Here is a 26,130-nt window from a genome sequence, read left to right on the forward strand (position 1 = left end):
GCAGCCGCCCTCACGAAGAGGCCCGACGCCCTCCCGGCAGCAGCTGCGGCTTCTTCTTCCCGGCCACGTCCTCCACCCACCCGCACACCAGCACGAACACGGCGATCAGGATCCACCCGATGCCGAACATGAACCACTGGCTCTCCAGCGGCAGCCACTTCTCGAACGCGGGCACGTTCCAGAACTGGTCGATCAGCGGCACGGCGAGGATCAGCGCGATCTCGTGCCACAGGTAGATCGTCACCGCGCGGGAGTTGAAGACCGTGACGAGACGGTCGGTCCGCCGCAAGCGGGTCAGCCACGCGAAGTCGATCCCGAAGGACGACTTGGCCCACATCAGCAGCATCACGTACCCGGCGGACCAGAAGGCCTGCGCGAGGGGGATGTCGTCGAGGTCGTACGAGCCGGTCTCGGCCTGGTGCGTGAAGGCGTACCAGCCGCCGTACCCGATCGCGGCGAGGGAGAGCGCGACGACCGCCGCCGGCTTCAGCCGCTCCAGGACCCGGTCGCGGTGGGCGAAGCCGAGGATCCAGCAGAACAGGAAGGTGGCGAGGTCGGTCAGCGCGCTGCCGAGACGGTTGTCCGGCGGCTCCCAGAGGAACTGGAGGACCACGATCGGGGCCAGGGACAGCAGCAGGACCGGCACCGGGGCCGACCGGAACACCCTCAGCAGGAGCGGGGAGAGCAGCACGAACCACAGGTAGGTGCGCAGGTACCAGAGGATCTCCCAGGCCTGCACGCCCCACTGGTTGCCCGGCGGGTCGCCGAGCGGCACGACCCAGAAGACGATTCTCCAGTCCGGCATCCAGTCGTGGACCAGCATCGCGAGGACCACGAAGACGCCCCAGAACCAGAACGGCGGCAGCAGCCTGCGCATCCGGCTCCTCACCACCGTGAGCGCCGGGCGTTCCAGGGACTTCGCCATCAGCGAGCCGGCCAGGCCGAACATGATCCCCATGGAGGGGAAGACCATGCCGGCCCAGGCCCACCCGAAGGTGTGATAGGTGACGACCCGGATCAGGGCGACGGCCCTCAGGGTGTCGAAGTAGCGGTCACGTCCCGGGGGCCGAGACGGAGGCTTCTCCTCCTCCGCCTCGGCGTCGGCGGGGACCACAGGAACCGGTGGCTCCGGCTCCGGCTCCGGCTCCACCACCGGCAAGGGGGACGTCGGGTCGACGTACGTCTGCGGATACGGCTGCTGCACATAGGGATGTTGCACATACGGCTGCTCTACGTACCCCGAGTACCCGTACTCCTGGCCGTACCCCTGCTGCTGGTACCCCTGTTGCTGGTACCCCTGCTCCCAGCTCATCGGCCGACCCCCGCCGGAGTGCCGACCTCGCCGGTCCGCTTCAGTTTCTGCCAGCGCAGCCGGCCGCCGGTGAGGGCGGTGATGCAGGAGTGGATGAGGACGAGGTACATCATCTGGCGGTAGGCCAGCTGCTGGAGCGGCATCATCAGCAGATAGCGGTACTTCTCCTTGTCCAGCCTGAACGCGTACGCCGCACACACGAGTTGGACGCCCAGGACGGCCAGCCACGCGTACAGCGCCGCCTGGAAGTCGACGAAGATCATCGAGTAGGCGGTGAACACGTCGATCAGCGGGGCGAAGACCGGCGTGACGATCTGGAAGATCACCACAAGCGGCATGCCGACCCGGCCGAAGCGTCCCGAAGGGCCCTTGTCGGTAAGGGACTTGCGGTGCTTCCACAGCGCCTGCATGGTGCCGTACGACCACCGGTAGCGCTGCGACCACAGCTGCTTCAGGGAGCCCGGCGCCTCGGTCCACGCGCGCGCGTGCTCCTGGTAGACGACCCGCCAGCCCTGGCGGTGCATCGCGATGGTGATGTCGGTGTCCTCGGCGAGGGTGTCCTCGCTCATGCCGCCGACCTGGAGGACCGCCTCGCGGCGGAACGCGCCGATCGCGCCCGGGATGGTGGGCATGCAGCGCAGCAGGTCGTACATCCGGCGGTCGAGGTTGAAGCCCATCACGTACTCGATGTGCTGCCAGGCCCCGATGACCGTGTCGCGGTTGCCGACCTTGGCGTTGCCGGCGACCGCGCCGACCTCGGGGTCGGCGAAGGGCTGCACGAGCTGCCGTACGGTGTCCGGCTCGAAGACGGTGTCGCCGTCCATCATCACGACGATGTCGTGACTGGCGCTACGGACACCGTTGTTGAGGGCGGCCGGCTTGCCCGCGTTCTCCTGGCGGATGACCCGGACGTTCGTCATGCCGAGGGCCCTGGCCGCCTCGCGTGAGATCTCGGAGGTGCCGTCGGTGGAGCCGTCGTCGACGACGATGATCTCGATCGGGTGGGTGCTCTTCGCCAACGACTCCAGGGTGTTGGCGATGCACTCCTTCTCGTTGTACGCCGGGACGATCACCGTCACCGGCCGGGTGACCGTCGGCCCCCAGCTGAAGCGGCGTTTGTTGCGCTGTCCGTAGTGGCGGCGGGCGAGGATCAGCATCATCCCGAACCGCCCCATGACGGCCACGCCCACGATGATGAGCCCGACCGACAGCACGGGCACCGTCCACTCGGCCACGGCGACGGCGGCGACGAGTGCCTTGCCCTCGTAGAGGGTCGTCCCGGTGGCCTCGCGGTGCGCGGCCTGGAGGCGGTCGGTGCCGTTCGGGTTCACGCCCCGGAGCTGCCCGCCCGTGGCGCCGGCCGGGGCGTTCGCCTGCTGTGCCGCCCGAGCGGCGGCGTTCTGCGCCTCGATGACCCCGCTGACGGTGGTGAAGGTGTAGCCCTTCGCCTTCATCTTCTCGATGTACTCGGGCAGCGCCTTCATGGTCTGGTCGCGGTTGCCGCCGGCGTCGTGCATCAGCACGGCGGCACCCGAAGTCCCGGACGGGGTGGCCCACTTGACGATGTCCGAGACGCCCGGCTTCTTCCAGTCGTCGCTGTCGGTGTCGACGAAGACGCTGGTGTAGCCCTCCTCGCCGAGCCTCTCGTAGACGGGCCAGCTGTAGTTGTCGATGGCGTCCGTCTCCGAGGAGTACGGCGCCCGGAACAGCGTGGTGGTGATGCCGGCCGCGCCCGCGAGGGCGAGCTGCGTCTGGGTCATCTCCCGCCGGATACGGGCGTCGCTCTGGTAGGAGAGGTCGACGTGGGTGAAGGTGTGGATGCCCACCTCGTTCCCCTGGTCGACCATGTCCGCCACGATCGACGGGTAGCGCGAGACCATCGAGCCCACCACGAAGAAGGTGGCCGGGACGTCGTACTTCTCCAGGATCTTCAGGACCTGGGGGGTGTACGTCGGGTTCGGGCCGTCGTCGAAGGTGAGCGCGATCGTCTTGGCCGGGACGGAGGTCGTGGTGGCCTGGCCGTTCCGGAAGCTGATGATCGGCCCGCCGTTGAGGATCTTGTCGGGGACGTTGCTGCCGCTGGCCCCGTCGCGCACGCGCTGGTCGCCGCCGACCTCGGCGCGCAGATAGCCGTCGAGCAGCATGACGCTGGTCAGCCCGAGCAGGAGCAGCAGGGCGAGGATGACCCGCGGTTTCTGCAGCGCCGCGGCCTTGCCCGCGGCCCGCTCCATGCGGGTGGGGGCGCGTCGGCGGCCGCGTGAGGACGTCGTCGTGGACATGAGGTGGCCTTCGGTCAGTTGGAGGCCGCGGAGGCGGTCGGGGTCGGGGCGGCATCGGTGGGCAGGGCCGGCGGGTTGCCGATCCCGCCCTGCGGCCGGATGCCGCCGGGGCCGGAGTCCAAGGACCCGCGGGGCCCGCCGTTGCCGAAGGGCACCAGCGTCGTGGTGGGCACGCCGATGCCCATGAAGGCCAGGCCCAGCACGACGGCGTAGCCGAGGGACAGGACGCCGAGGAGAAGGCCGATCCGGCGCAGCGTCCTTGAGCGGCGCCCGGAGTTGTCGACGAACACGGGGCCGTCGGCGGACTCGTTACCGCGTTTGCGGCGGCGACCACGCATGTCTGCGCGGCTTTCGATGGCAGGCTCGGAATGCATTCCCCAGACGTTAAGGAGTCTTTATGTGACCGAAGTCCTTCTTCTTGTGAGAGGCGTATGAGAAACGCCTTAACCTGTCATTCACCTGAGAAATTCCACGAACAGCTGCGCAGGTCATCATGGAGGGAAGTGGGCCGAATGCACGATTCGGTTCGTCTGGTTGGCCGGATTCGCGAAATGCCTCCCATGGAGTGCCTGTGCATCGACTGTCGCTTTGAACACCGGCTCCGTATGAGACGTTCTCCCTTTGAATGAGGCCATGTTTCCGTCCTGAGACGAACATCACGAGAGCTGGTGCATGAGCAATGCGGCGTTTCCTGAGGCCGATCATCGGGCTCACTTGTCTGTTTGCCCTGGCCACCACGGGGTGTTCCGCGAAGTCCGAGCCCGAACGGCGAAGCGGCGCGAGTCCTTCCGGTCAGGCGTCGCCGGCCGCCTCGCAGGAGGCGTCGTCCAGCACCTCGTACGCGCCCTACGTCAGTGCCACCGACGCCTCCGGCAACGACTCGGCGGGCTCTCCCTCGGTGTACAACCTGGCGTTCGTGATCGCCGACGGCAGTGCCTGCACACCGAAGTGGAACGACTCGGACGCCATCGGCGACTCCTCCGTCAGGTCCCGTATCAGCGCGCTGAAGGAGGACGGCGCGCAGGTCCGGGTCTCCTTCGGCGGGGCTTCGGGCAAGGAACTGGCCGAGACGTGCACCAGTGCGGCGAAACTGGCGGCGGCGTACGGCACCGCTCTGGACGCGGCCGGTTCCTCGCTCGCCGACTTCGACATCGAGGGGGACACGCTCACCGACTCCGATTCGGTGGATCTGCGGTCGAAGGCGATCGCGCTGCTGCAGAAGGAACGCGCCGACCTGACCGTCTCGTTCACGCTGCCCGTGATGCCCTCCGGGCTCGACGACGACAGCGTGGCACTGCTGGAGTCCGCGAACGACAAATCGGTTCAGGTGTCGACCGTCAACATCATGACGATGAACTACGGGGAGTCGTACGACGGGGACATGGGCGACTACGCGATCACCTCGGCGAAAGCGACGCAGGCCCAGCTGAAATCGGTCTTCGGCACGTCGGACGCCACTGCGTGGCGGGCCCTGGCGCTCACCTCGATGATCGGGACGAACGACGTGGCCGGGGAGTCGTTCACGTTGTCCGACGCGGCGCAGGTGCGGGCGTTCGCGGAATCGAAGGAGGTGGCGTGGGTTTCGATGTGGTCGACGTTCCGCGATCAGCAGTGCGAGTCGGGGAACTCGGACGAGGATGACGCGTTGACCGACTGCAGCGGGGTTTCCCAGTCGGCGGGGGCGTTCGGGGAGGCGTTCTCGGGTTGAGTTCCGGACACCTACTTACGCCGGTGCACCAAGCGGCCCTTGATCACCGTGGCCACGCAGGCTGTCCTCTCCGCGGTTTCGAAGACCGCGAACGTCGCCTCGGCCCGGGGCAGCAGAGCACCCAGGAAGGACCCCGGGGCGGCAAGTGAAGGCGGGCCCGCCGGATCCGTGTACCGCTGCTCGATCGTGAGGCCCGACCGGTATACGGCGTCGATCACCGTGGGCCGCCACAGCGCACCCGCCACCGCCACGCACCCGTGCGCCAGCATCCGCTGTACACCCCGCCGGGCACTCGCGCCCCACCGCGCGTCCGTCATACCGAGGGACGCCAACGCCTCGCCCGAGATCGGCTCGCCGCCCAGGTCCTCGCGCGGGTCGGGGTGGTAGGCCTGTTCCAGGAGTTCGGGGCCGTACGGGTTCACCAGCCCCGGCGTGAGAACTCCCGGCCAGCGCCGGACCCTTGCGGTCGGGTGGGCGGCCGCCAGCTCCTCGTACACCGCCACGGCCGCGATCTCGCGCCCCTCGACCAGGACCGCCCCGCCGGGCAGCGACGGCTGTCCGCCTCCCGGGATCAGCAGGTCGGCGGCGTGAAGGGTGGTCAAGGCGGGCCTAGTTGGAGGCGAGGATCTTCAGCTCGGGGTGGGCCGTGCCACCCGCGATCGCCGTGGAGGAGATGTGGGACATGACCCGCTCGTCGACGGGGTCGTTCGCCGGGTCGTCGTGGACGACGATGTGCTCGTACGTCGTGGTCCGCTGGGCCGGGACCCGGTCCGCCTTGCGGATGAGGTCGATGATCTCCATGCGGTTGGAGCGGTGCTTGGCGCCCGCGCTGGAGACGACGTTCTCCTCCAGCATGATCGAGCCGAGGTCGTCCGCGCCGTAGTGCAGGGAGAGTTGGCCGACCTCCTTGCCGGTGGTCAGCCAGGAGCCCTGGATGTGGGCGATGTTGTCCATGAAGAGACGGGCGATCGCGATCATCCGGAGGTACTCGAAGAGCGTGGCCTGGGTGCGGCCCTTCAGGTGGTTGTTCTCCGGTTGGTAGGTGTACGGGATGAACGCGCGGAAGCCGCCCGTGCGGTCCTGTACGTCACGGATCATCCGCAGGTGCTCGATGCGCTCGGCGTTGGTCTCGCCGGTGCCCATCAGCATGGTGGAGGTGGACTCCACACCCAGGTTGTGCGCGGTCTCCATGATCTCCAGCCAGCGCTCGCCGGACTCCTTGAGGGGCGCGATGGCCTTGCGGGGGCGCGCGGGAAGGAGCTCCGCGCCGGCGCCTGCGAAGGAGTCGAGCCCGGCGGCGTGAATGCGCTGGATGGCCTCCTCGACCGAGACCTTCGAGATCCTCGCCATGTGCTCGACCTCGGACGCGCCCAGCGAGTGGATCACCAGCTGGGGGAAGTCCTTCTTGATGGCGGAGAAGTGCTGCTCGTAGTACTCGACGCCGAAGTCCGGGTGGTGGCCGCCCTGGAACATGATCTGCGTGCCGCCGAGTTCGACGGTCTCCGCGCACCGGCGCAGAATGTCGTCGAGTTCGCGGGTCCAGCCCTTGGCGGTGTCCTTGGGAGCGGCGTAGAAGGCGCAGAACTTGCACGCCGTGACGCACACGTTCGTGTAGTTGATGTTCCGCTCGATGATGTACGTCGCGATGTGCTCCGTACCCGCGTACCGGCGGCGGCGCACGGCGTCGGCGGCGGCGCCCAGTGCGTGCAGCGGGGCGTCGCGGTAGAGGGCGAGCGCCTCCTCCGGCGTGATGCGCCCGCCCTCGGCGGCACGGTCGAGGACGGCTGTCACATCAAGAGACGTAAGGTCGGCCTTCTCGGTCACCGGGGCGTGCCTTTCGTCAAGGTTCGGGCGGACCCCGCCAGCCTACGCCAGCGCTCCGACAGCCCCGCCGTCAGGCCGTGTACGCGCCGATCAGCAGCCCCGCGTACGCCCCCGCGATCAGGAACGGCCCGAACGGGATCGCCGTCCTGCGCCCCGCCTTCCCCGCGAGGACGAGGGCACCGCCGTAGAGCGCGCCGAGCAGGAACCCGGCGAAGGTCCCCAGCAGCACGGTGTCCCAGCCGTACCACCCGAGGACCGCCCCCGCACCGAGGGCCAGTTTCACGTCGCCGAAGCCCATGCCGCCGGGGTTCACCCGCCACAGCACGTAGTAGAAGCCGCCGAGCGCGAGCGCGCCCCATAGCGCCCTCGGCCAGTCCCCCGTGTGCTCGGGGACCAGGGCGACCGCCCCGAGCAGGGCGAGCGCGGCCCCCGCGAGGGGCAGCGTCAGCACGTCCGGCAACCGGCGCACCCGCAGGTCGACGAGGGCGAGCAGGACGCCGACGGGGGTGAGCAGCAGCCAGACGGCGAGTTCGGGCCGGGTGTCCGTGGCGAGGGCGAGCACCGCGCACAGGAGGGCGGTGGCGAGGGAGACGAGGGGGGTGCGGGGGCCGTACGCCGTGGCGCACTCCGCGCACCGCGAGCGCCCCAGCCAGCCCCGGACGGCGTGTCCCTCCGGGCATCGCCCGCGCCACTCCTCGTCCGACGGCACGGAGAAGCGGTAGGCGGGCCGCGGCAGGAACAGCCCCGCTGCCGCGCCCCACAACGCGGCCAGGGCGACGAGCAGAGCGGTCACGAGTGCGCGGTACGGCGTCGGGGTCGCGGCATGCCGAGAGCGTACCCAGCCACAGCTCTGCGCAGGTCGCCCCGCTACCCCACCTTCGACATCCGTGCCTCGGGATACCCCTCCGCCTGGCTCTCCGACGTGTACTTCAGGTCGTCGCCGACCGCGGTGAGGCGGACGGTGTGGGCGGTGGGGTTGCAGCCCGCGTGGTTGTCCTCGGCGCCGACGGCCGTGGTGACGAGCTCGGTGTCCGTGACCTTCTTCAGCGTGAGGATGTCGGTGCAGACCGCGCCGATCACATCGGTCTGCCGCAGTCTGCCCAACTCCTTGCCGACAGCGACCTGTTCGACGGTGATCCGGAAGGTTCCCATGGGGACGGCGCCGTCGAGGCCGGTGCCCTCGCCCTCCCAGGTGCCGAGATAGCGGGCGGGGACCGCGGCCGGTCCGCTCGCCGCCCCACTCGACGGGACGGCCGACGGGACGGGCGCCGAAGGGGAGGAATCCGGGGGCGAGGAGGCCGTGGACGAGGCGCTCGGCTCCGAGGAGTAGGAGTCGTTGCCGGGCTGGGAACTCGCCGAGTCGTCGTCCCCCTGCCCCGGCAGCAGATCGAACACGAACACCGACCCCACGGTCACCGCGGCCAGCGCCCCCGCGACGGCGAGCGCCACGGTGCAGCTCAGCCGACGGCCCCGGCCGTTGTCACCGGACGTGGAGGTGGCGGCCACGGAGACGGAGAGCTTCCCGGGATCGGGGCGCCGGTCGGAGGGGACGACCGTCCCGTGCGCCGCGCCTTCCCGCGGCGCCGCGTCCCGGGGTTCGGGCACGAAGGACCCGTCGGTGGACGCCCCCGGTGTCACCGGCATCACGGGCGGCGGCCCGAACGCGCCGAACGCGCCCACCGGACCCGACGACCCGACCGAATCCGGCGATCCCGCCGAACCCCCGCCCACCGAAGGGCTGCTGAACCCCACCGGACCCGACGGCTGCTCCCCCACCGCCTCGAGATTAAGCAGCTGTACGGCACTGCGTCCCACCTGCTCGACCAGTGCCCCCGGCAGCCACCCCGCCGCCACCAGCCGGGCCGCTCCTTCCGGGGCCAGCCGCCGGGCCACCTCCGCCGGAGTCGGCCGGTCCGGCGCCGACTTGACCAGGCACTCCGCCACGACCTCCCTCAAGTCACCGCTCAACGAGCCGAGTTCGGGCTCCTCGTGCACCACCTTGTAGAGGAGGGAGGCCGAGGAGTCCCCCGGGAAGGGCGGCACTCCCGTCGCCGCGAACGCCAGCACCGCGCCCAGGGAGAAGACGTCCGCCGCGCCCGACACACCCCGGCTGAGGATCTGCTCGGGGGACATGTAGCCGGGTGAGCCGATGGAGACGCCGGTCGACGTGAGGGACGCGGTGCCGTCCGTGGCGCGGGCGATGCCGAAGTCGATGAGGAGGGGGCCGTCGACGGTGAGCAGGACGTTGGAGGGCTTCACGTCCCGGTGGACGAGCCCCAGTTCGTGCACGGCCGTCAGCGCCTCGGCGAGGCCGGCTCCCAGGACCCGTACGGAATGCTCGGGCAGCGGTCCCCCGTCCGCGACCGCCGAAGCCAGCGAAGGGCCCGCCGCGTAGCCCGTGGCGACCCAGGGCACCGCCGCCTCCGGGTCCGCGTCGAGGACCGGCGCGGTCCACGCCCCGCCGACCCTGCGCGCCGCGTCGACCTCGCGCCGGAAGCGGGCGCGGAACTCCTCGTCGAGCGCGAAGTGCGGGTGCACGATCTTGACGGCGACCGTGCGGCCCCCGGCGCTGCGGCCGAGGTAGACCCGGCCCATGCCACCGGAACCCAGCCGGCCGAGCAGCCGGTAGGGCCCCACGGCGGTGGGCTCGTCGACGCCGAGCGGCTGCATGCTGCCTCCCCCATAAGGTTCGGATGCAGGTTAGGGCCGAAGCAGTTCCACCTTCACGTCCCCCGGGAAACCCGTCGTCGGCCCGACCCGCCGGGCGAACTCGGTGACGGCGGCCAGCTGGGGCTCTCCGAAGCGGAAGTCCAGCGTCGTGAAGTACTTCTCCAGGACCTTCTCGTCGAAGGCCTCCCAGCGGGCCGCCTGCTCGGCGACCTTGCCGACCTCCTCCAGGGAGAGGTTGCGGGAGGAGAGGAAGGCCTCGTGGACGCGCCGGGTGATCACCGGTTCGCGCTCCAGGTACTCCCGCCGGGCCGCCCACACCGCGAAGACGAACGGCAGTCCCGTCCACTCCTTCCAGAGCGAGCCGAGGTCGTGCACCTCAAGGCCGAAGCGCGGGCCGTCGAGGAGGTTCGCCCGCAGGGCCGCGTCCCCGATGAGTACGGCCGCCTCCGCCTCCTGCATCATCAGGCTCAGGTCGGGCGGGCAGGTGTAGTAGTCGGGCTGCACGCCGTACCGGTCGGCGAGGAGGAGCTGGGCGAGGCGGACCGAGGTGCGCGAGGTCGACCCGAGGGCCACCCTTGCGCCGTCCAGCTCGTCCAGCGGGACCTGCGAGACGATGACGCAGGACATGACCGGGCCGTCGCAGCCGACGGCGATGTCGGGGAAGGCGACCAGGTCGTCCGCGTGCTTGAGGAACTCGACGAGGGTGATGGGCCCGATGTCGAGGTCTCCCTGCACCAGCTTCTCGCTGAGCTTCTCCGGGGTGTCCTTCGTGAGCTCGAAGTCGAGGAGCGTGCCCGTCCTCGCGAGCCCCCAGTACAGGGGCAGGCAGTTCAGGAACTGGATGTGGCCGACACGCGGCCGGGTGCGAGAATTGTCCACATCGCGACACTAGACCGTTCCTAGGGACTGAGCGGAAGTGGGTCCTGTTGCCAGGACTCATGCTCAGCCGAACGCCCCGGACGGTGTTGGGCGTTCTGGTTGCCCGCGTTCGCTCCGCGTCCGGCGCCGACGGATCGTGTCCGTGGTCCGGGAATGCGGGGGCGGGTTCCCTCACGCCCAGGAACACCTGGTCCGGCCTGGACGGTCCGATGCCCCGCACGATCACTCCGGTCGTGTGGGGGCGGTGCCGTCCGTCGCCGGATCGGATGTCCCTGGGCGCGCCTTCCGATCGCCACGGCAGCAGCCTCGTGGCGAGTCGTCTTACGGGTTGTGCTGGTGAGGGGTTTCTGCCAGTGCTGGGCGCCCCACCGGCTGGTGTAGGCCGGATCGACAGCGATGACCGCGATTGCGGTCTGATCCGCCATCGAGGCCAGCCGGGCACGCAGTTTCCCGGTGGGCATGCCGGAGATCAGCTGCCGGAAACGTTTCCTGCGGCCATGCTTCTCCCGGGTCTTGTCCGCACCGAAGTCCAGATCCTCGACCGCGATCGCCTTCACCCCGCACGTACGGGCCCAGTGCAGGAGACGGGTCAGAGCGTGGCGGACTTGGGCGTCGCGGTGCTCGGCGGTGCCGGTCAGGTCGTAGAAGAAGCGGCGCGGGACGCCGATGGGGTTGCCGTGGATATCGAGGCGCCAGGCGGCCAGGTGGTCGGCGTTCATGTCGACGCCGATCACGCCGTGGGCCAGCGCGGTTTCGATGCGGAGGGTGAGGGTGGGCGGGATCTGCCAGGCCGCGGTCACGTACCAGCGGCCCCGGCCGGTATCGAGGTGGATGCGGTAGGCGACCGCCCGGTTCGCCGCGACGCGATCCGCCCACTCGCTACCCCGGTGCGCGAACGTGATCCGGCAGGCCAGGACGTACCGGCCGTGCGGGGCGTTCGCCAGATGCGCGAGCGGCGCGGGAAGTTTGATACTCACCTCGCCGTCGGGGCTGATACGGATCGTCTCGTTGCCGTACCGCTTGCCGGACTCACCGTCGGCCTGGCAGAACCAGCGCTCCGCCTCCCACCGCCCACGCCACCCGGACTCCGTCAGCCCGGCCTCGTCCAGGTGGTGCCGGGTGCGGGCCAGGTGTTTGCCGCCGCGCACGACGTGCACGATCCCGGCCTCACGGTCGGCCCGTGCGGCCGCCAACCGGTCTTCCAGCACCCGCAGCCGCCGTGACTTCGCATGCCACTCCCGCTGAGAGCGGTAACCCCCCGGCGCTCCCCTGGCGCCTTTCTGCCCGATCGGCTGGGACAGCCGGTGCGTGAGAGTGCGGATACCGGCTTCCAGGTTCTGCACGTGCGCCGTCTGGCAGCGGTGGGCCAGCGCCCACTGGTCGTGCGTGGCCTTGGTGATCGACCCGGCCCACCGCGACGACGACAGCGGCGTCAGCTCCCGCTTACGCCCCGCCCACGTGTTGCCGCAATGCTCCGTGCCGTCCCGGCAGCGTGCCTTGAGGTCCTTCGAAGCCAGCGACCCCAGATGCCCACCCACCAGAGACAGCACCTTCTCATCGCCCGGCGTCAGCTGCTTGAGGCGAGCCCGGACGGCCACACCGCTGGGACCGGACGCGACGAACGGCGCCGCGATGCTCCGCAGCTCACCCACCCCCCACCCGAACCCATCCGATGATCCCGTCACCATGGGAAACGAACACCATCCGTAAAGGTCACGCATTCGATGCAAGAACGTCAGTTCCTCTCTCGAACCGCCTCCACGGCCGAGGTCCACGACACGCCCGAGACCAGCAGCACTCACTCCCGCGCACCAGAACGCTCTCGAACACACTCCAGCGGCAGCAGCTCCAAACCGTTGGGGTACGCTCCAAACTTCGGCCCCGAGGCTGCCCCCTCCCCGATCTTCAAACATCCGGGTGACGTGATCTTGACCTCTATTGCATTCGGGTGCCTGCGTGCTAGGCTCGCCGCAAGTTGCAGTTTGGTTTCCCTTGCAGTACAGAGCCTGCGGAGCATGTAACCGCGGGCTCTAGTCGTTTTCAGACGAATGCAGTTGTGCGGCACTGTTTTCACACTTGCAGGTTCTGGAGCAGGGCAACCCTTTTGGGCCCAAGGAGGGCTTATGGCTACGGGAACCGTGAAGTGGTTCAACGCCGAAAAGGGCTTTGGCTTCATCGCCCAGGAGGGCGGAGGACCCGACGTCTTCGTCCACTACTCCGCGATCAACGCGAGCGGCTTCCGCTCGCTGGAGGAGAACCAGGCAGTCTCCTTCGACGTGACCCAGGGGCCGAAGGGCCCGCAGGCGGAGAACGTCACCCCCGTCTGATCCCGTCTCACAGGCGATGCTGCCTCTGATCCGGACCTGATGCAGTACCCAAGGAGCCCCGCGCCGCACGGCAGCGGGGCTCCTGCCTTTTCGCCCACGCCTACATGTGTTGCATGACCAGCACGAACGTCGTCCCGGGGGCCAGCGCCTCGTACGAGTGCGGCACATCCCCGCGATAGGTCATGTAGTCCCCGGGGGCCAGCTCCACCGTCTCCCCCGCCGGCCCGGCCTTCACCCGCCCCGTGCTCACGATCAGATGCTCCACCGAACCCGGAATGTGCGGCTCCGACTCCCGTGCGGCCCCCGGTTCCGCTCGCAGGTGGTAGATGTCCCGCCGCGCCCCCGGCGGGCTCGCGGACAGCAGGGTGGCCGCGTACTCCGCCTTCTCGGAGGCCACGCTCGGCCCCTGCCCCGCCCTGATCACCCGCACGGACGGCGTCGGCGGTTCCACCAGCGCGCTGAACGGCACCCCGAGCGCCACCCCCAGCGCCCACAGCGTCTCCACGCTCGGGTTCCCGTTCGCCGCCTCCAGCTGGGACAGCGTGGACTTCGCGATTCCGGCCCGCTTGGCCAGCTCGGAGAGGGAGAGCCCGGCGCGGGTGCGTTCGCGGCGCAGGGAGGCGGCGATCCAGTCCAGGGGGCGTTCGGGCATGCTGTTCGCTCCATCGGTACGATCGTTCGCCTTGACGAACACGATTCCTACCGTCCACTGTAGTGAACATGCGTACGGCAGAGCGAACAGCCTTGGTCCGTGACAGCGCGCTCGTCTGGCTCGCGAGCGGGGTCGTGGGTGTCTCCTTCGGCGCGATCGCCGTGACCGGCGGCCTACCGGTGTGGGTGCCGGTGGTGATGTCCCTGGTCGTCTACGCGGGCTCCGCCCAGTTCAGCGCGGTCGGGGTCCTGCTGGCCGGGGGCGGTCCGGTCGCCGCGGCGGCCACCGGTCTGCTGCTCAACACCCGTACGGCGGCCTTCAGCCTCGCCGTCGCCGACATCCTCGGCCAGGGCCGCCTCGCCCGTCTCCTCGGGGCGCACCTGGTCACCGACGAGACGGTGGCCTTCGCTCTGGCCCAGCCGGATCCGGCACGACGCCGGGCCGCGTTCTGGGTCTCCGGGGTCGGCCTGTTCGCCGTCTGGAACCTCGGCGTCCTGGCCGGGGCCCTCGCCGGGGGCGCGCTGGGCGACACCGGCACCTACGGGCTGGACGCGGCCTTCCCCGCCGTGCTCGCCGCCCTGGTGCTGCCCGCCCTGCGCGACTCTCCCGCGGTACGCCGGTCCGCGCTGCTCGGCGCCGGACTGGCGCTCGCGGTGACGCCGGCCGTCCCGGCGGGGGTGCCGGTGCTGGTGGCACTGGCCGGGCTCGCCCTCCACCGCGACAGGAGGCCGGCGTGAACGCGACGGTCGCCATGATCCTGGCGCTGGCGGTGGGGACGTACGCCTTCCGGCTGGTCGGGCCCGCGCTGCACGGCCGGGTCGAACTGTCGCCGCGTGTCCAGGAGTTGCTGTCCGCCGGGGCCGTGGTGCTGCTGGTGGCGCTGCTGGCGACGGGTGCGCTGACGGAGGGCGGCGGCTTCGCGGGGTGGGCTCGGCCGGCCGGGGTGCTGGTGGGAGGGGTGCTGGCGTGGCGGCGGGCACCGTTCGTGGTGGTGGTGCTGGGGGCGGCCGCGACGACGGCGGTACTGCGGGTGGCCGGGGTCACGTGAGTGTCAGTGGGGGCCGCTAGGGTCCCCGGCCATGACCACAGCCGACTTCGTGACCGCCACCCGCACCTTCTACGACGCCATCGCCGAGGACTACGCCGAGCTCTTCCCCGACGAGATCGCCGGCAAGCCGCTGGACCGGGCGGTGTTCGCCGGATTCGCCGAACTCGTGGGCGAGGGCGGGGCGGTGGCGGACCTGGGCTGCGGGCCGGGGCGGGTCACCGCGCACCTCGCCTCCCTCGGGCTGTCCGTCTTCGGGCTCGACCTGTCGGAGTCGATGCTGGCGATCGCGCGGCGGGAGAACCCGGGGCTGCGGTTCGAGCGGGGGTCCATGCTGGAGCTGGACCTGGCCGACGGTTCGCTCGCGGGGGCGGTGTCCTGGTACTCCTCCATCCACACCCCAGTGGACGAACTCCCCCGCCTCTTCGCCGAGTTCCATCGCGTCCTCGCTCCCGGCGGCCATCTGCTCATCGCCTTCCAGGTGGGCGACGAGCACCGGCACCACGACCGTCCCTGGGGTCACCCGGTGGCGCTGACCTTCTTGCGCAGGCGACCCGAGTGGATCGCCGAGCTGCTGGCGGCCGCCGGGTTCGCGCCGGTCGTCCACACCGTGCGCGAACCCCACCCCAACGAGACGACCCAGCAGGCCGCTCTGATCGTCCGCCGGGACCAGGCCGTTTCCGACTAGAGAACCCCGGCGATGTCCCGTGCCGCGACGTACCCGAACGTCATCGCCGGGCCGATCGTCGAGCCGGCGCCCGCGTAGCTGTGGCCCATCACGGCGGCGCTGGCGTTCCCGGCGGCGTACAGGCCGGGGATGACGGAACCGTCGGGCCGCAGGACGCGGGCGCGGGCGTCGGTCACCAGTCCGCCCTTGGTTCCCAGGTCGCCGGGGACGATCCGCAGGGCGTAGTAGGGAGGCAGCCAGAGCGGGGCGAGACAGGAGTTCGGCAGGACGGACGGGTCCGTGTAGTAGTGGTCGTAGGCGCTGTCGCCGCGCCCGAAGTCCGTGTCGTCGCCCTTCTGCGCGAGGGAGTTGAAGCGGTCGACGGTGGCGCGGAGGGCAGCGGCGGGGACGCCGATGGAGGTGGCGAGGGCGTCGACGGTCCACGCCTTGTGGGCCGCTCCCGAGCTGTACCACTCGTCGGGGAACACGAAGGTCGGCGCGATGTCCTTGAAGAGGTACCGGTTGCGGTAGTTCTGGTCGACGATCAGCCAGGACGGGATGTCGGGGTCGGTCGGATTGCGGTCGTACATGGTGTGGACGACATCGCTGTAGGGGCCGGCCTCGTTGACGAAGCGCCGGCCGGCCGCGTTGACGATGAGCCCGCCGGGGAGGGTGCGTTCGGCGAGGCAGAAGTACGGTTCGCCGGGCAGCGGTACGGCCGGGCCCCACCATGCGTCGTCCATCAACGCCAGGTCGCCACCGACCCGTTGGCCCGCCCGGATGCCGTCGCCGGTGTTCTCCTTCGCGCCGACGGTCCACTCCGTGCCGATGGGCTGCCGCTGGTACTGGGCCCGCATCGCCGCGTTGTGCTCGAACCCGCCGGAGCCGACGATGACACCTCGCCGCGCCCGGTAGAGGCCGCCCGGGGTCACCGCGCCGGCGACGGCGCCGTTCTCGACGTAGAGCTCGGTGAGCGGGGTGTTGAGCCGGACGGGCACTCCGGCGTCCAGGAGTCCCTTGCGCAGCCCTGCCGCGAGCGACTGCCCCATGGTGAGCGGCTTCTGCCCGAGCAGGGCCGCCTTCGTGCCGCGCGCCAGGCACTCGGCGGCGACGGCGGCGCCCTTGACGCTCACCGCGGACAGGGCGAGCCACTTGTAGTCGGTGCTGAACACGACGAGCCCTGCGGGGACTTCGAGGTACGGCGGGTTCAGGTGGGCGAGTTCGGCGCCGAGGATGTTGCCGTCGAGCTGGTCCGGTTCGATGGAGCGGCCGTTGGGAAGACCGCCGGACAGCTCGGGGTAGTAGTCGCTGTACCCCTCCATCCAGCGGAAGCGCAGCGGGCTGTTGGCCAGGACGAAGGAGATCATCGCGGGCCCATGCGCGAGGAACGCCTGCCGGCGGGCGGCGGGGACGCCCGGTCCGACGACGGCGGCGAGGTAGGCGGCCGCCTTGGCGGGGGTGTCCGGGACGCCGGCGGCGAGGATGACGGGGTTGTTCGGAATCCAGATCCCGGCACCGGAACGGGCGGCGGACCCGCCGAAGGTGGGCGCCTTCTCCAGCACCACAGTGCTGAGCCCCTGCTTGGCCGCGGTGAGCGCGGCGGTCATCCCTGCGGCGCCGGAACCGATGACGACGACGTCGTACGTCCCGAGCAGTGGCAAGTCGGCGGCACTGGCGCCCTGTTGGACACCGGCGGCGACGGCCAGTCCGGCACCGCTCGCCAGCAGGTGTCTTCGGGTCACACTCATGGTCGGGTCCCCCTGCGGTTGGTATGGACGAAGGGTCCGGAACGTCGCGCGGGGGTCTTGAGAAGTCAAGAGGTGTGGAGGACGGCGAGGGTGTCCCGCCAGGCGGGTCGGCTGGGTGCAGCTCACCTCCGACACCGGCGTGGCCGACGGGGACACGGCGCCGCTGCCGGCCGAACCGGGGTGACCTGCGACTGGTTCCCGTCCCCGCCCTGCGCCCCCTCGCCGTCGGCTGGGCGGTACGCCGATGCGACGCACTTTCGCCGTTCGCGCGGGCGTTCGCGGACACGGTGGTGGAAAGCTGCCGCCGGTAGTCCCGAACCACCGCCGTGCACAACCGTCCGGCCCCACAATGTGAAGGCAGCAATTCGCGACGATTCGCCGGCGGGGGAAACATGGGCGACGACACTTCGACGAGAACCGGCCACAAAGAGAGCGCGGCGGACGGCATCACGACAGTGGAACTGATCGTCATCCCCGATCCCGAGCTCGATCCCGAGCAGGCCGAACGCGCGGCCCGCAGACTGCGCGCCGAGATCAGCGGCCTCGACATCGAGTCGATCGGCCACGGCCCCGCCGCTCCGGTCCCCGACCGGGCCAAGGCCGGTGACGCGGTGACGATCGGGGCGATCGTCGTCGCACTGAGCGCGGCGGGCGGGGTGTTCCCGACGCTCATCGACACCGTGCGCGACTGGCTCGGCCGGTCGGCCGTCCGGCACCGGGTGTCCGTGACCATCGACGGCGACACGATCGAGCTGGACCGGGCGTCCGACGCCGAGCGCCGCGCCCTAATCGACGCGTACATCCGACGGCACACGGACGGTTAGTCATGGGACGCCGACTGGCACTGCTGGTCGCCACATACGACTACCAGGACACCGAACTGCGGCAGCTGACCGGCCCGGCCCATGACGCCGAGGCGCTCGCCGCGGTGCTGCGGGATCCCGACATCGCCGGGTTCGAGGTGACCACGCTCGTCAACCGGCCGCACCACGCCGTCGGCGAGGCCATCGGCGACTTCTACCGGAACCTGCACAGTGACGACCTCACCTTGCTGTACTTCACCGGCCACGGCCTCAAGGACGACGAGGGCCGGCTGTATCTGGCGATGACCAACACCCGCCGCGACAGCCTGCTGTTCACCGCGCTCGGCGCCGAACAGATCGACCGGGTCATGGAGGACTGCGTCTCACGCCAGAAGGTGCTGATCCTCGACTGCTGCTACAGCGGGGCGTTCCCGGCCGGCCGGATCTCCAAGGCGGACACCTCCGTCCACGCACTGGAGCGCTTCCAGGGCCGCGGTCGTACGGTGCTCACCGCGTCGGACGCGACCTCCTACTCCTTCGAGGGCGACCGGGCACACGGCCGGGCCGTGCAGTCGGTGTTCACCCGCTATCTGGTCGAGGGCCTGCGGGACGGCAGCGCGGACCTCGACGGCGACGGCGACATCACCCTCGACGAGCTCTACAGCTATGTCCACGACAGGGTTGTCGACGAGATGCCGCAGCAGCGGCCGAAGAAACAGGACAACGTCGAGGGCCGCACGGTCATCGCCCGGAACGTCAACTGGACGCTCCCCGGCTATCTGCGCAACGCGATCGAGAGTCCGCTCGCCAAAGACCGGCTGGGTGCGGTCGAGGGGCTCGGCCATCTGCACCGGATCGGCAACGAGCACGTGCGGGAAACCGTGCTGGAGGAGCTGCGACGGCTCGCCGACGACGACAGCCGACAGGTGTCGGCGACGGCCGCACAACGACTGGCGGCGGTACTGCCGAGACCCGCGGGGCCCGCGCCGGCGCCTGAGAAACCGCCCGCACGGGAGAACCCGCCCCCACAGGAGAAGCCGTCGGCACCGGCGAAGCCGTCGGTACCGGAGAAGCCGGCCGTGCCGCCTCCGCCGATTCCTCCCGGACCCGCCCCGGTGACCGAGCCACGGCTCCGTCTCGTCCCCGTCAGCCGCCGCGTGCAGATCCTGACCCTCTGTGTCGCGATGATCCTGGGGACGCTGGCGGGCCTGTTCCTCACGGGAGTCCTGGACGGAAAGGGTGGTGACGGCACGAAGGGGAACAACAGCAAATCGGCCAGCGCCAGGCCGATCAGGCCCTACAAGACCCTCAGCCAGGCCGGCACCCACATGAAGTTCAGTCCCGACGGCAAGACCCTGGTCACGGGCGGCGAGCAGACTGTGCGGGTGTGGCGGGGAGCCATGACCGAGCCGTCGCTGACGCTGTCCAATCAGGAGTTCAGAGGTCTCAGTCCCGACGGACGGCTCCTGGCCGCCGAGTTCAGCGCCGGTGTCGAGGTGCGCGACCTGAACACGGGCGACACGGTCACCCTTCACACCGGCGCGGCGACTGTCGTCGCGGCGTTCAGTCCGGACGGCAAGACGCTCGCCACCGCCCCGACCACCGTCGCCAAGGACAGTCTGGACACTCCGGTACGCCTGTGGAACACCACGACCGGCAAGCTCCGCACCACCCTCACCGGCCACACCAACGGCGTCGGCTCCCTGGACTTCACTCCCGACGGCAAGGTCCTCGTCACCGCGAGCACCGACCACACGGTACGGCTGTGGAACCTGAGCACCGGCAAGACGACGCGCACACTCGGCGGTGGCGCGAACGACTCCGTCTACAACATGGTCCTGAGCCCCGACGGTACGACGATCGCCACCTGGGGCGGCACCGCCTCGACCCAGCTGTGGAACAGGGCGACCGGCGAGCGGACCCTCGATGTCGGCGCGCCGGACGGCGTGGTGTTCAGCCCCGACAGCACGCTCTTCGCTCATGTGGACAACGGCGTGGTGCGAGTGCGGAGTGTGGATCCCACGCGTACCTCCGACCAGACGTCCTTCAGCGGCGCCGGTCAGCCGTTGCGGTTCAGTCCGGACGGGAGGACGATCGCCACGAGCACGTCCGGCTCCAACGACCCGGCCGTACTGGTGCGGGACGTGACCACCGGCGTGCACACCATCACGTTGCCCGGCGGGTCCCGCAAGCTGACGAGCATCACGTACAGCCCGGACGGCCGGACGCTCGGGACGGCCGACGAGGGCGGGACCGTGGCTCTGTGGAAGATTGCCTGAGGGAGCGGCAACCTCACCCGAGCCCGATCTCGGCCCACACCGTCTTGCCGACGTCCCGCTCCGTGACGCCCCAGGTGTCGGCGAGGAGGGTGACGAGGATCAGTCCCCGGCCGTGTTCGCCGTCCGCCTCCTGCGCCGCGAACCGGAGTTGCCGGTCCCCCCTCGGGTCGCTCACCTCGATACGCAGCGTGTTCTCCGGGAGCAGGCGGAGACGCAGCTCGAAGTCCCTTCCGGGTACGCGGCCATGGGTTACGGCGTTGGCGGCGAGCTCCGCGACCAGGTGCTGGACGGTGTCGCTCACCTCGCTGTCGTGGGGGTGGCCCCATTCGGCGAGCTGGGTGGCCGCGAGTCTGCGGGCCAGGCGGGCGCCTCGGGGCGTCGCGCTCAGACGCTGGGTCAGTTCGTCGGTGGGGGTGGAGATTTCGGCGTTCACGTCACTGAGCGTGCTGGGTTGTCCCTACCCTGACCAGGTACGACTCGGCGACGCTGAGTAGCTGTACGGGTGCGGTGGGTTCGGTGTACGGGTTGTCGCGTGGGAGGGGCGGGGCGCATGGGTGAGCGGAGGCCGGAGACGTCTGCGGAGGCGGACGGCACGGCGGAGTTGTTCGTCGCGCTGGGCAAGATGGTCAAGTTCCTGCGCGAGCGAAAAGGGCTCACGCAGAAGGAGTTCGGGGAACTGGTGGGATACGGCCCCGACGCGGTCTCCTCCATGGAGCGGGGCGTACGGACACTCCGGCCGGAGGTCCTGCTGAAGGCAGATGAACTGCTCGACGCCGGAGGCCTGTTGAAGGAGGTCCTCCCCGAGGTCGAGGCGGCGATGGCGAAGACACGGACGCGGCATCCGGAGTGGTATCGGAGTTACGCCGGGTTGGAGGCGGAGGCGGTCGAGCTGCACTTCTACGCCAACAACGGGGTGCCGGGGTTGTTGCAGACCGAGGAGCACGCACAGGTCGTATTCGCGAAACGGCGGCCGTTCCTCAGCGAGGAGACCATCGAGAAGCGGGTCGCGGACCGGCTCTCCAGGCAGCAGGTCCTTGAGCGTTGGCCTTCGCCGATTGTGAGCTACGTCCTCGAAGAGGTCGTACTGGACCGGCCCATCGGCGGGCGGAGCGTGCACATGAACCAGCTTCGGCGCCTGCTGAGTGTGGGACGCATGCAGAACGTCGAGATTCAGGTGATGCCGACCCAGGTGGAGGAACATCCCAACCTGGACAGTGCGTTCAACCTTCTGGTCCCCAAGGGGCACGGGCAGGTGGCGTACACGGAGACCCAGGGCTACCCCCGGTTGATCACCGACCCCGAGGAGGTCCGGAAGATCGCTGATCGCTATGGGATCATGCGAGCGGTGGCACTCTCCCCCTCGGAGTCCAGGAAGTTGATCGAGCAGAAGCTGGAGGAGCTATGACCGTCGAGCAGCTCACTTGGTTCAAGTCCAGCTACAGCAGCGGCGAGGGCGGCGAATGCCTGGAAGTCGCCGTCACTCCCGGCACCATCCACCTCCGTGACTCCAAGTACCCCACCGGCCCTCACCTCGCCCTCTCCCCCGCGGCCTGGTCGGCCTTCGTCTCCCCTACTGGGGGAAGGCGGCCACCACGTTGAGCTCCCGGGCGCCGGTCGCCGTGATGGCGGAACCCGTGCCGGGAAGCAGCACGCTCGGGCCGTAGTAGTTGCTGGTCACCAGCAGGTCCTTGTCGCCGTCGCGGTCGATGTCGCGCAGGCGGACGAGGGAGCCGAAGTTCTCGTACTGTTCGGGGTTCCCGGGGACGCCCGCCGTCGCACGTGAGAACCACTGGGAGTTCTTGCCGGTCAGGCCGGACTTTCCGCCGCGCAGGACGTGGATGCCGCCCGCGTCCTTGACCGAGCCGACCTTCTCGTAGGGCACGCCGACCGCCAGGTCCTGGTAACCGTCGCCGTTGGTGTCCCCGGCGGAGAGGGCGGAGCCGAAGTACTCGCGTGCCGCGGCGGCCGTGGCCACGCCCGCAGTGGACTGGGTGAGCCGGTACTTCGTCGTCGGGCCGGTGCTGCCGCCGCGCCAGACGACGACCGAGCCCGCCTTGTTGTTGTACCGGGTGTCGCTGACCGCGAGGTCGCCGTAGCCGTCCTTGTCGAAGTCGGCGACGACACCGGTGGGGCTGTAGTCGGGGGTCGAGCTGTTGACGACGGTGACCTTGCCGGGCTTGATCGTGGAGCCACCCCGCAGGTACCACGCGTCCTGGGTCATCTTGTCGCTGTGGTAGCCCTGGCCCAGGACGTAGAGATCGGTCGCCTTGTCCTTGGTGACCTTGCCGGCGACCAGGCCGGTGTTCTCGAAGGTCGCGTCGAGCGTGTGCTTGGTGACCTTGCCCGTCGTGCCGGACTTGGCGAAGCCGCCGCGGTAGACGTAGACGGAGTCCCAGCCGTCTGCGATGGCCAGGTCGGCCTTGCCGTCGCCGTTGAAGTCGCCGGTCTCTATCTGCTTTCCGAAGCCCTGGTCGGAGTGGGCGGTGACCTTGAGACGGGTGGCGTCGGTACCGGTGAGGCCGGTCTTCCTGCCCCACAGGATGGTGACCGCGCCGGAGCTCACCTTGCCGCTCACCTTCTCGGTGAAGTCGGCGACGGCGAGGTCGGCGTATCCGTCGCGGTTGAGGTCGGCGGCGGCGATGTCCTCGCCGAACGCGTCGCCGTAGCCGCCCGCTTCACCGGCGGTTCCCGGGATGCCCGCACTGGACTGCGTGAACGTCTTCGTGGTGGTACCGGTGCCGGTGGCCGTCCCGTACGTCACGGTGAAGTCACCGCCGAGGCCGGCGACGGCGTAGTCGCGGTAGCCGTCCCCGTTGAAGTCGTCGGCGTACTTCGCCGGGGTGGCCGCACTCGCGGCGCCCACGGACAGGACGAGCAGCCCGCCGGTCAGGGACACGGCGGTGGCCGTGGCGAGCGCCAGGCGGAGGTTGGTGCGCGTGAACATGCGTCTCCTGCGGTGATCATGGGTCTGACGGGGAGCAGACCCGCCGCGGTGGGTAATGGTTGTACCAAAGGGAGGCAAGGCGTTTCCCCTTCGAGGATCTGTGGCGCTGGTTCGCCACCGACCGTGGCCGATTGGCGCCACACTGTGCTCCACAGGTTTGGGGACCAATCGCCATCGGGGGACACATGGCCGACGGTTCGGTGGATGTGCAGCTGGTCGTTGTGCCCGACCCGGAACTCGATCCGGAGGCAGGCGAGCGGGTGGCCCGGCGGCTGCGGGCCGAAGTCGCCGCTCTGGACGTCGAGTCGGTGCGGTTCAAGGCCGACTCCCCCGTCCCGCCCGGCGCGAAGGGCGCCGACGCGGTCACCGTCGGCGCGATCGTCGTGGCGTTCGGCGCGTCCGGCGGTGTGTTCACCGCGCTCATCGACACCGTGCGGGACTGGCTGGGCAGGAGCTCCGCACGGCACCGGGTGAAGGTGACCATCGGCGACGACTCGATCGAACTGGAACGCGCGACGGACGCCGAGCGCCAGGCCCTGATCGAGGCGTACATCCGTCGGCACACGGGCGGTTGACATGGGACGCCGTATCGCTCTTCTGATCGCGACCTACGAGTACCAGGACCCCGGGCTTCGGCAGCTGACCTCTCCGGCCCATGACGCGGAGGCGCTCGCCGAGGTGCTCCGGGACCCCGACATCGCCGGGTTCGAGGTGACCACACTCGTCAACCAGCCGCACCACGTCGTCGGCGAGGCCATCGGCGACTTCTACCGCGGCCGCCGCGGCGACGATCTCGCCCTCCTCTACTTCACGGGCCACGGCCTCAAGGACGAGGAGGGCCGGCTGTATCTGGCGATGTCCAACTCCCGGCGCGACAGCCTGCTGTTCACCGCGCTGTCAGCCGAACAGATCGACCGCGCGATCGAGGGCTGCGTCTCCCGGCAGAAGGTGCTGATCCTCGACTGCTGCTACAGCGGGGCGTTCGGGGCCCGCGGCACAAAGGGGGACACCTCGGTCCAGGCACTGGAGCGCTTCCAGGGCCGCGGCCGCACCGTACTGACCGCGTCGGACGCGACGCAGTACTCCTTCGAGGGCAACCAGGCCCACGGCCACGCGGCGCAGTCAGTGTTCACCCGCTACCTGGTGGAGGGCCTGCGCGACGGCGGCGCCGATCTCGACGGCGACGGGGACATCACCCTCGACGAGCTCTACAGCTACGTCCATGACCGGGTCGTCGAGGAAATGCCGCATCAGCGGCCCAAGAAGCAGGACAACGTCGAGGGCCGCACCGTCATCGCCAGCAACATCAACTGGACGCTCCCCGCGTACCTGCGCAACGCCATCGGCAGTCCCCTCGCCCACGACCGGCTCGGCGCTCTCGACGGGCTCGCCCACCTGCACCGCATCGGGAACGTCCGGGTACGCACGACCGTCGTGGAGGAGCTTCGCCGCCTCACCGACGACGACAGCAAGGTGGTGTCGGGGGCGGCTGCCGAGCGGCTGCGGGCACTTGCCGTACGGCCGGACGCGGACGCGGATGCGGATGCGGATGCGGATGCGGATGCGGACGAACAGGAGCCGACGGAAGCGGCCCGAACACCGGCGCAGACCCCGCCTCAGCCCACCCGAACGGCGCCACCGCAGGCCCTACCGCCCCCGCCCCCGGCCCCGACCCGAGCACCCGCGCACAGGCCCCGGCCCGCACAACCGCTGCGATCACGGGCAGAGTCCGCGCCACCTCCCAGATCGGCGCCCACGAGGCCGCTCCCCCTTCCGCGCAGCCGCCGTGCCAGGATCGTCCTCGCCGGTGTCACCGTCTTGGCGGTGGCGGTCACGGTGATCTCGGTGATCCTCGCCAACGGCGGAAAGGGCTCCGACTCCGATTCGAGCAGTGACGGGGGGATCCGGCAGATATCGCCCTACAAGACCCTCAGTGGAGCCGGTACACAGGTCGCGTTCAGCTCCGACGGCAAGACTCTGGCCACGAGCGGCGAGCAGGGCGTACGGCTGTGGCAGGGGGCCATGACGCAGCCCGCCGCCATGCTCAGCAAGCAGTGGCTCCTGGGGTTCAGCCCGGACGGGAAGACCGTTGCCACCCAGGGCGGCGGCGAGGTTCACCTGCGGAACGTGGCCACAGGCAGGACCGTCAGCGTCCACCCGGACAGAGACGGCTCCCTCACGGCGTTCAGCCCCGACAGCAGGACACTCGCCACGGCGAGCACGACCGTCGCCAGAGAATCCGGCCTCGACGTGCCGGTGCAGGTCTGGGACGTCGCCGACGGCAAACTCCGCGCCACCCTCACCGGCCACACCAATGGCGTCGAGAGCATGGCGTTCACCCCCGACGGGGTCCTCGTCACCGCCAGCACGGACCACACGGTCCGTCTGTGGAACGTGAGCACGAAGAAGGTGACCAAGACCCTCGGCGGTGGCGACGACATCGTCTACGACATGGCCCTGAGCCCCGATGGCAAAGTCATCGCCACCTGGGGTGGCAAAGCCCCGATCCGGCTTTGGAACAGGGCGAACGGCGAAGTGATCGCCGTTCTCGCGGGCCACGACGGCGGCGTGTTCAGCCCTGACAGCAAGTTCTTCGCCTACACGGACGACGGGGGCGTACAGCTGTGGACCATCAGCACGGGCAAGGCCTTCAGGACCCTCAGCGCAGCCGGAGGCCCGCTTGTGTTCGCCCCGGAGGAGAACACCCGCGCGGCGAGCACGGTCGGCTACAACCGTTCCGTGTGGTTGTGGGACATGGCTACCGGCGTAGTCACGGCCGAACTGCCGGGTGGGGCCGACGCCGTGACGAGCATCGCGTTCAGCGAGGAGGGCCGGACCCTCGCCGTGGCGGACGAGACGGGCACGGTACGACTCTGTGACGTCTCCCTCCACTCATAGCCGCTGAGGCCAAGGGCGACGATTGGAGTCTTTGGGCCAGTTCCGACGGCTGCCACCAGGCCCTACAAGGGCCCTGGATGTCCCAACCCCTCCAA

24 protein-coding genes and 1 pseudogene are annotated in these 26,130 nt (G+C 69.9%); 12 read left to right on the forward strand and 13 right to left on the reverse strand.

The window, feature by feature from the left end; all coding sequences use genetic code 11:
- Positions 1–10: 10 nt before the first annotated feature.
- Genes ACFYRX_RS04635 through ACFYRX_RS04645 form a run of 3 tightly spaced genes read right to left on the reverse strand, consistent with a single transcriptional unit; the run spans position 11 to position 3,965 of the window.
- Positions 11–1,312, reverse strand: a complete 1,302-nt coding sequence (locus tag ACFYRX_RS04635; RefSeq protein WP_389096559.1) for an acyltransferase — start codon at positions 1,310–1,312, stop codon at positions 11–13.
- On the reverse strand, positions 1,309–3,591 hold the full coding sequence (locus ACFYRX_RS04640) for a bifunctional polysaccharide deacetylase/glycosyltransferase family 2 protein (protein ID WP_389096561.1): 2,283 nt from the start codon (positions 3,589–3,591) through the stop codon (positions 1,309–1,311). The genes ACFYRX_RS04635 and ACFYRX_RS04640 overlap by 4 nt, the downstream gene beginning before the upstream one ends.
- 14 nt (positions 3,592–3,605) lie before the next feature.
- Complete coding sequence (locus tag ACFYRX_RS04645; RefSeq protein WP_389096562.1) at positions 3,606–3,965, reverse strand: hypothetical protein; 360 nt, start codon at positions 3,963–3,965, stop codon at positions 3,606–3,608.
- Between the two features lie 305 nt (positions 3,966–4,270).
- Between ACFYRX_RS04645 and ACFYRX_RS04650 the strand changes: the two genes are divergently transcribed.
- On the forward strand, positions 4,271–5,299 hold the full coding sequence (locus ACFYRX_RS04650; protein WP_389096564.1) for a chitinase: 1,029 nt from the start codon (positions 4,271–4,273) through the stop codon (positions 5,297–5,299).
- 11 nt (positions 5,300–5,310) lie between these two features.
- Here ACFYRX_RS04650 and ACFYRX_RS04655 read toward each other — a convergent pair whose 3' ends face one another.
- From ACFYRX_RS04655 to ACFYRX_RS04680, 6 genes are all read right to left on the reverse strand, one after another.
- Positions 5,311–5,901 carry a hypothetical protein gene (locus ACFYRX_RS04655; protein ID WP_389096566.1) on the reverse strand — a complete coding sequence of 197 codons (591 nt, stop codon included), beginning with the start codon at positions 5,899–5,901 and terminating at the stop codon, positions 5,311–5,313.
- A 7-nt stretch (positions 5,902–5,908) separates the two neighbouring features.
- A complete protein-coding gene (mqnC, locus tag ACFYRX_RS04660; RefSeq protein WP_389096568.1) occupies positions 5,909–7,123 on the reverse strand; it encodes a cyclic dehypoxanthinyl futalosine synthase in 1,215 nt (404 codons plus the stop codon).
- A 70-nt stretch (positions 7,124–7,193) separates the two neighbouring features.
- Positions 7,194–7,916 carry a prepilin peptidase gene (locus tag ACFYRX_RS04665; RefSeq protein ID WP_389096570.1) on the reverse strand — a complete coding sequence of 241 codons (723 nt, stop codon included), beginning with the start codon at positions 7,914–7,916 and terminating at the stop codon, positions 7,194–7,196.
- 74 nt (positions 7,917–7,990) lie between these two features.
- Positions 7,991–9,793: a serine/threonine-protein kinase gene (locus tag ACFYRX_RS04670; RefSeq protein ID WP_389096572.1), complete on the reverse strand. Its 1,803-nt coding sequence runs from the start codon at positions 9,791–9,793 to the stop codon at positions 7,991–7,993.
- 30 nt (positions 9,794–9,823) lie between these two features.
- The gene (locus tag ACFYRX_RS04675; RefSeq protein WP_389096574.1) at positions 9,824–10,672 is read right to left on the reverse strand and encodes a menaquinone biosynthetic enzyme MqnA/MqnD family protein; all 849 of its coding nucleotides are present in this window, start codon (positions 10,670–10,672) and stop codon (positions 9,824–9,826) included.
- A gap of 20 nt (positions 10,673–10,692) precedes the next feature.
- Entirely contained in the window at positions 10,693–12,324 is a 1,632-nt protein-coding gene (locus ACFYRX_RS04680; RefSeq protein ID WP_389096576.1) for an IS200/IS605 family accessory protein TnpB-related protein, read from the reverse strand.
- Positions 12,325–12,795: 471 nt separating this feature from the next.
- Between ACFYRX_RS04680 and ACFYRX_RS04685 the strand changes: the two genes are divergently transcribed.
- The gene (locus ACFYRX_RS04685; protein ID WP_003998944.1) at positions 12,796–12,999 is read left to right on the forward strand and encodes a cold-shock protein; all 204 of its coding nucleotides are present in this window, start codon (positions 12,796–12,798) and stop codon (positions 12,997–12,999) included.
- A 100-nt stretch (positions 13,000–13,099) separates the two neighbouring features.
- Here the strand turns inward: ACFYRX_RS04685 and ACFYRX_RS04690 are convergent, their stop codons facing one another.
- The gene (locus ACFYRX_RS04690; protein WP_389096578.1) at positions 13,100–13,651 is read right to left on the reverse strand and encodes a helix-turn-helix domain-containing protein; all 552 of its coding nucleotides are present in this window, start codon (positions 13,649–13,651) and stop codon (positions 13,100–13,102) included.
- A 68-nt stretch (positions 13,652–13,719) separates the two neighbouring features.
- On the opposite strand from ACFYRX_RS04690, the gene ACFYRX_RS04695 reads away from it, so the two are divergent.
- The 3 genes from ACFYRX_RS04695 to ACFYRX_RS04705 are packed head-to-tail and all read left to right on the forward strand — an operon-like array spanning position 13,720 to position 15,384.
- The gene (locus ACFYRX_RS04695; RefSeq protein WP_389096580.1) at positions 13,720–14,388 is read left to right on the forward strand and encodes an AzlC family ABC transporter permease; all 669 of its coding nucleotides are present in this window, start codon (positions 13,720–13,722) and stop codon (positions 14,386–14,388) included.
- Between the two features lie 14 nt (positions 14,389–14,402).
- The gene (locus ACFYRX_RS04700) at positions 14,403–14,699 is read left to right on the forward strand and encodes an AzlD domain-containing protein (RefSeq protein ID WP_389096934.1); all 297 of its coding nucleotides are present in this window, start codon (positions 14,403–14,405) and stop codon (positions 14,697–14,699) included.
- Between the two features lie 31 nt (positions 14,700–14,730).
- Complete coding sequence (locus ACFYRX_RS04705; protein WP_389096582.1) at positions 14,731–15,384, forward strand: class I SAM-dependent methyltransferase; 654 nt, start codon at positions 14,731–14,733, stop codon at positions 15,382–15,384.
- Here ACFYRX_RS04705 and kstD read toward each other — a convergent pair.
- Positions 15,381–17,111 (reverse strand): 3-oxosteroid 1-dehydrogenase, encoded by a 1,731-nt coding sequence (gene kstD, locus ACFYRX_RS04710; RefSeq protein WP_389096584.1) that lies wholly within the window; start codon positions 17,109–17,111, stop codon positions 15,381–15,383. The genes ACFYRX_RS04705 and kstD overlap by 4 nt on opposite strands.
- A gap of 170 nt (positions 17,112–17,281) precedes the next feature.
- Between kstD and ACFYRX_RS04715 the strand changes: the two are divergent.
- The 3 genes and pseudogenes from ACFYRX_RS04715 to ACFYRX_RS04725 form a co-directional block, all read left to right on the forward strand.
- Positions 17,282–17,422 (forward strand): annotated as a pseudogene (locus ACFYRX_RS04715) (LysR family transcriptional regulator); the annotation flags it as partial.
- An 81-nt stretch (positions 17,423–17,503) separates the two neighbouring features.
- The gene (locus ACFYRX_RS04720) at positions 17,504–17,935 is read left to right on the forward strand and encodes a hypothetical protein (RefSeq protein ID WP_389096586.1); all 432 of its coding nucleotides are present in this window, start codon (positions 17,504–17,506) and stop codon (positions 17,933–17,935) included.
- 2 nt (positions 17,936–17,937) lie between these two features.
- Positions 17,938–20,193 (forward strand): caspase family protein, encoded by a 2,256-nt coding sequence (locus ACFYRX_RS04725; protein WP_389096588.1) that lies wholly within the window; start codon positions 17,938–17,940, stop codon positions 20,191–20,193.
- 13 nt (positions 20,194–20,206) lie between these two features.
- On the opposite strand, the gene ACFYRX_RS04730 is transcribed toward ACFYRX_RS04725, so the two are convergent.
- Positions 20,207–20,626 (reverse strand): ATP-binding protein, encoded by a 420-nt coding sequence (locus tag ACFYRX_RS04730; RefSeq protein WP_389096590.1) that lies wholly within the window; start codon positions 20,624–20,626, stop codon positions 20,207–20,209.
- Positions 20,627–20,743: 117 nt separating this feature from the next.
- Between ACFYRX_RS04730 and ACFYRX_RS04735 the strand changes: the two genes are divergently transcribed.
- Positions 20,744–21,598: a helix-turn-helix domain-containing protein gene (locus ACFYRX_RS04735; RefSeq protein WP_389096592.1), complete on the forward strand. Its 855-nt coding sequence runs from the start codon at positions 20,744–20,746 to the stop codon at positions 21,596–21,598.
- Positions 21,595–21,792 carry a DUF397 domain-containing protein gene (locus ACFYRX_RS04740; RefSeq protein WP_389096593.1) on the forward strand — a complete coding sequence of 66 codons (198 nt, stop codon included), beginning with the start codon at positions 21,595–21,597 and terminating at the stop codon, positions 21,790–21,792. The genes ACFYRX_RS04735 and ACFYRX_RS04740 overlap by 4 nt, the downstream gene beginning before the upstream one ends.
- Here ACFYRX_RS04740 and ACFYRX_RS04745 read toward each other — a convergent pair.
- Positions 21,764–23,137, reverse strand: coding sequence for an FG-GAP and VCBS repeat-containing protein (locus tag ACFYRX_RS04745; RefSeq protein WP_389096595.1), 1,374 nt, complete (start codon positions 23,135–23,137; stop codon positions 21,764–21,766). The two genes, ACFYRX_RS04740 and ACFYRX_RS04745, sit on opposite strands and share 29 nt — an antisense overlap.
- 185 nt (positions 23,138–23,322) lie before the next feature.
- On the opposite strand from ACFYRX_RS04745, the gene ACFYRX_RS04750 reads away from it, so the two are divergent.
- A complete protein-coding gene (locus ACFYRX_RS04750; protein WP_389096596.1) occupies positions 23,323–23,712 on the forward strand; it encodes a hypothetical protein in 390 nt (129 codons plus the stop codon).
- A gap of 1 nt (position 23,713) precedes the next feature.
- Positions 23,714–26,035 carry a caspase family protein gene (locus ACFYRX_RS04755; protein WP_389096598.1) on the forward strand — a complete coding sequence of 774 codons (2,322 nt, stop codon included), beginning with the start codon at positions 23,714–23,716 and terminating at the stop codon, positions 26,033–26,035.
- The last annotated feature ends 95 nt before the right edge of the window (positions 26,036–26,130 follow it).

It is taken from the genome of Streptomyces sp. NPDC005374 (assembly GCF_042872225.1).
Taxonomy (GTDB): Bacteria; Actinomycetota; Actinomycetes; order Streptomycetales; family Streptomycetaceae; genus Streptomyces.

Coding starts and splice junctions, on each gene's coding strand:
- ACFYRX_RS04635 (WP_389096559.1), bottom strand. CDS start 1,312: ATGAGCTGGGAGCAGGGGTACCAGCAACAGGGGTACCAGCAGCAGGGG.
- ACFYRX_RS04640 (WP_389096561.1), bottom strand. CDS start 3,591: ATGTCCACGACGACGTCCTCACGCGGCCGCCGACGCGCCCCCACCCGC.
- ACFYRX_RS04645 (WP_389096562.1), bottom strand. CDS start 3,965: ATGCATTCCGAGCCTGCCATCGAAAGCCGCGCAGACATGCGTGGTCGC.
- ACFYRX_RS04650 (WP_389096564.1), top strand. CDS start 4,271: ATGCGGCGTTTCCTGAGGCCGATCATCGGGCTCACTTGTCTGTTTGCC.
- ACFYRX_RS04670 (WP_389096572.1), bottom strand. CDS start 9,793: ATGCAGCCGCTCGGCGTCGACGAGCCCACCGCCGTGGGGCCCTACCGG.
- ACFYRX_RS04685 (WP_003998944.1), top strand. CDS start 12,796: ATGGCTACGGGAACCGTGAAGTGGTTCAACGCCGAAAAGGGCTTTGGC.
- ACFYRX_RS04690 (WP_389096578.1), bottom strand. CDS start 13,651: ATGCCCGAACGCCCCCTGGACTGGATCGCCGCCTCCCTGCGCCGCGAA.
- ACFYRX_RS04695 (WP_389096580.1), top strand. CDS start 13,720: ATGCGTACGGCAGAGCGAACAGCCTTGGTCCGTGACAGCGCGCTCGTC.
- ACFYRX_RS04700 (WP_389096934.1), top strand. CDS start 14,403: ATGATCCTGGCGCTGGCGGTGGGGACGTACGCCTTCCGGCTGGTCGGG.
- ACFYRX_RS04705 (WP_389096582.1), top strand. CDS start 14,731: ATGACCACAGCCGACTTCGTGACCGCCACCCGCACCTTCTACGACGCC.
- kstD (WP_389096584.1), bottom strand. CDS start 17,111: ATGAGTGTGACCCGAAGACACCTGCTGGCGAGCGGTGCCGGACTGGCC.
- ACFYRX_RS04720 (WP_389096586.1), top strand. CDS start 17,504: ATGGGCGACGACACTTCGACGAGAACCGGCCACAAAGAGAGCGCGGCG.
- ACFYRX_RS04725 (WP_389096588.1), top strand. CDS start 17,938: ATGGGACGCCGACTGGCACTGCTGGTCGCCACATACGACTACCAGGAC.
- ACFYRX_RS04735 (WP_389096592.1), top strand. CDS start 20,744: ATGGGTGAGCGGAGGCCGGAGACGTCTGCGGAGGCGGACGGCACGGCG.
- ACFYRX_RS04740 (WP_389096593.1), top strand. CDS start 21,595: ATGACCGTCGAGCAGCTCACTTGGTTCAAGTCCAGCTACAGCAGCGGC.
- ACFYRX_RS04745 (WP_389096595.1), bottom strand. CDS start 23,137: ATGTTCACGCGCACCAACCTCCGCCTGGCGCTCGCCACGGCCACCGCC.
- ACFYRX_RS04750 (WP_389096596.1), top strand. CDS start 23,323: ATGGCCGACGGTTCGGTGGATGTGCAGCTGGTCGTTGTGCCCGACCCG.
- ACFYRX_RS04755 (WP_389096598.1), top strand. CDS start 23,714: ATGGGACGCCGTATCGCTCTTCTGATCGCGACCTACGAGTACCAGGAC.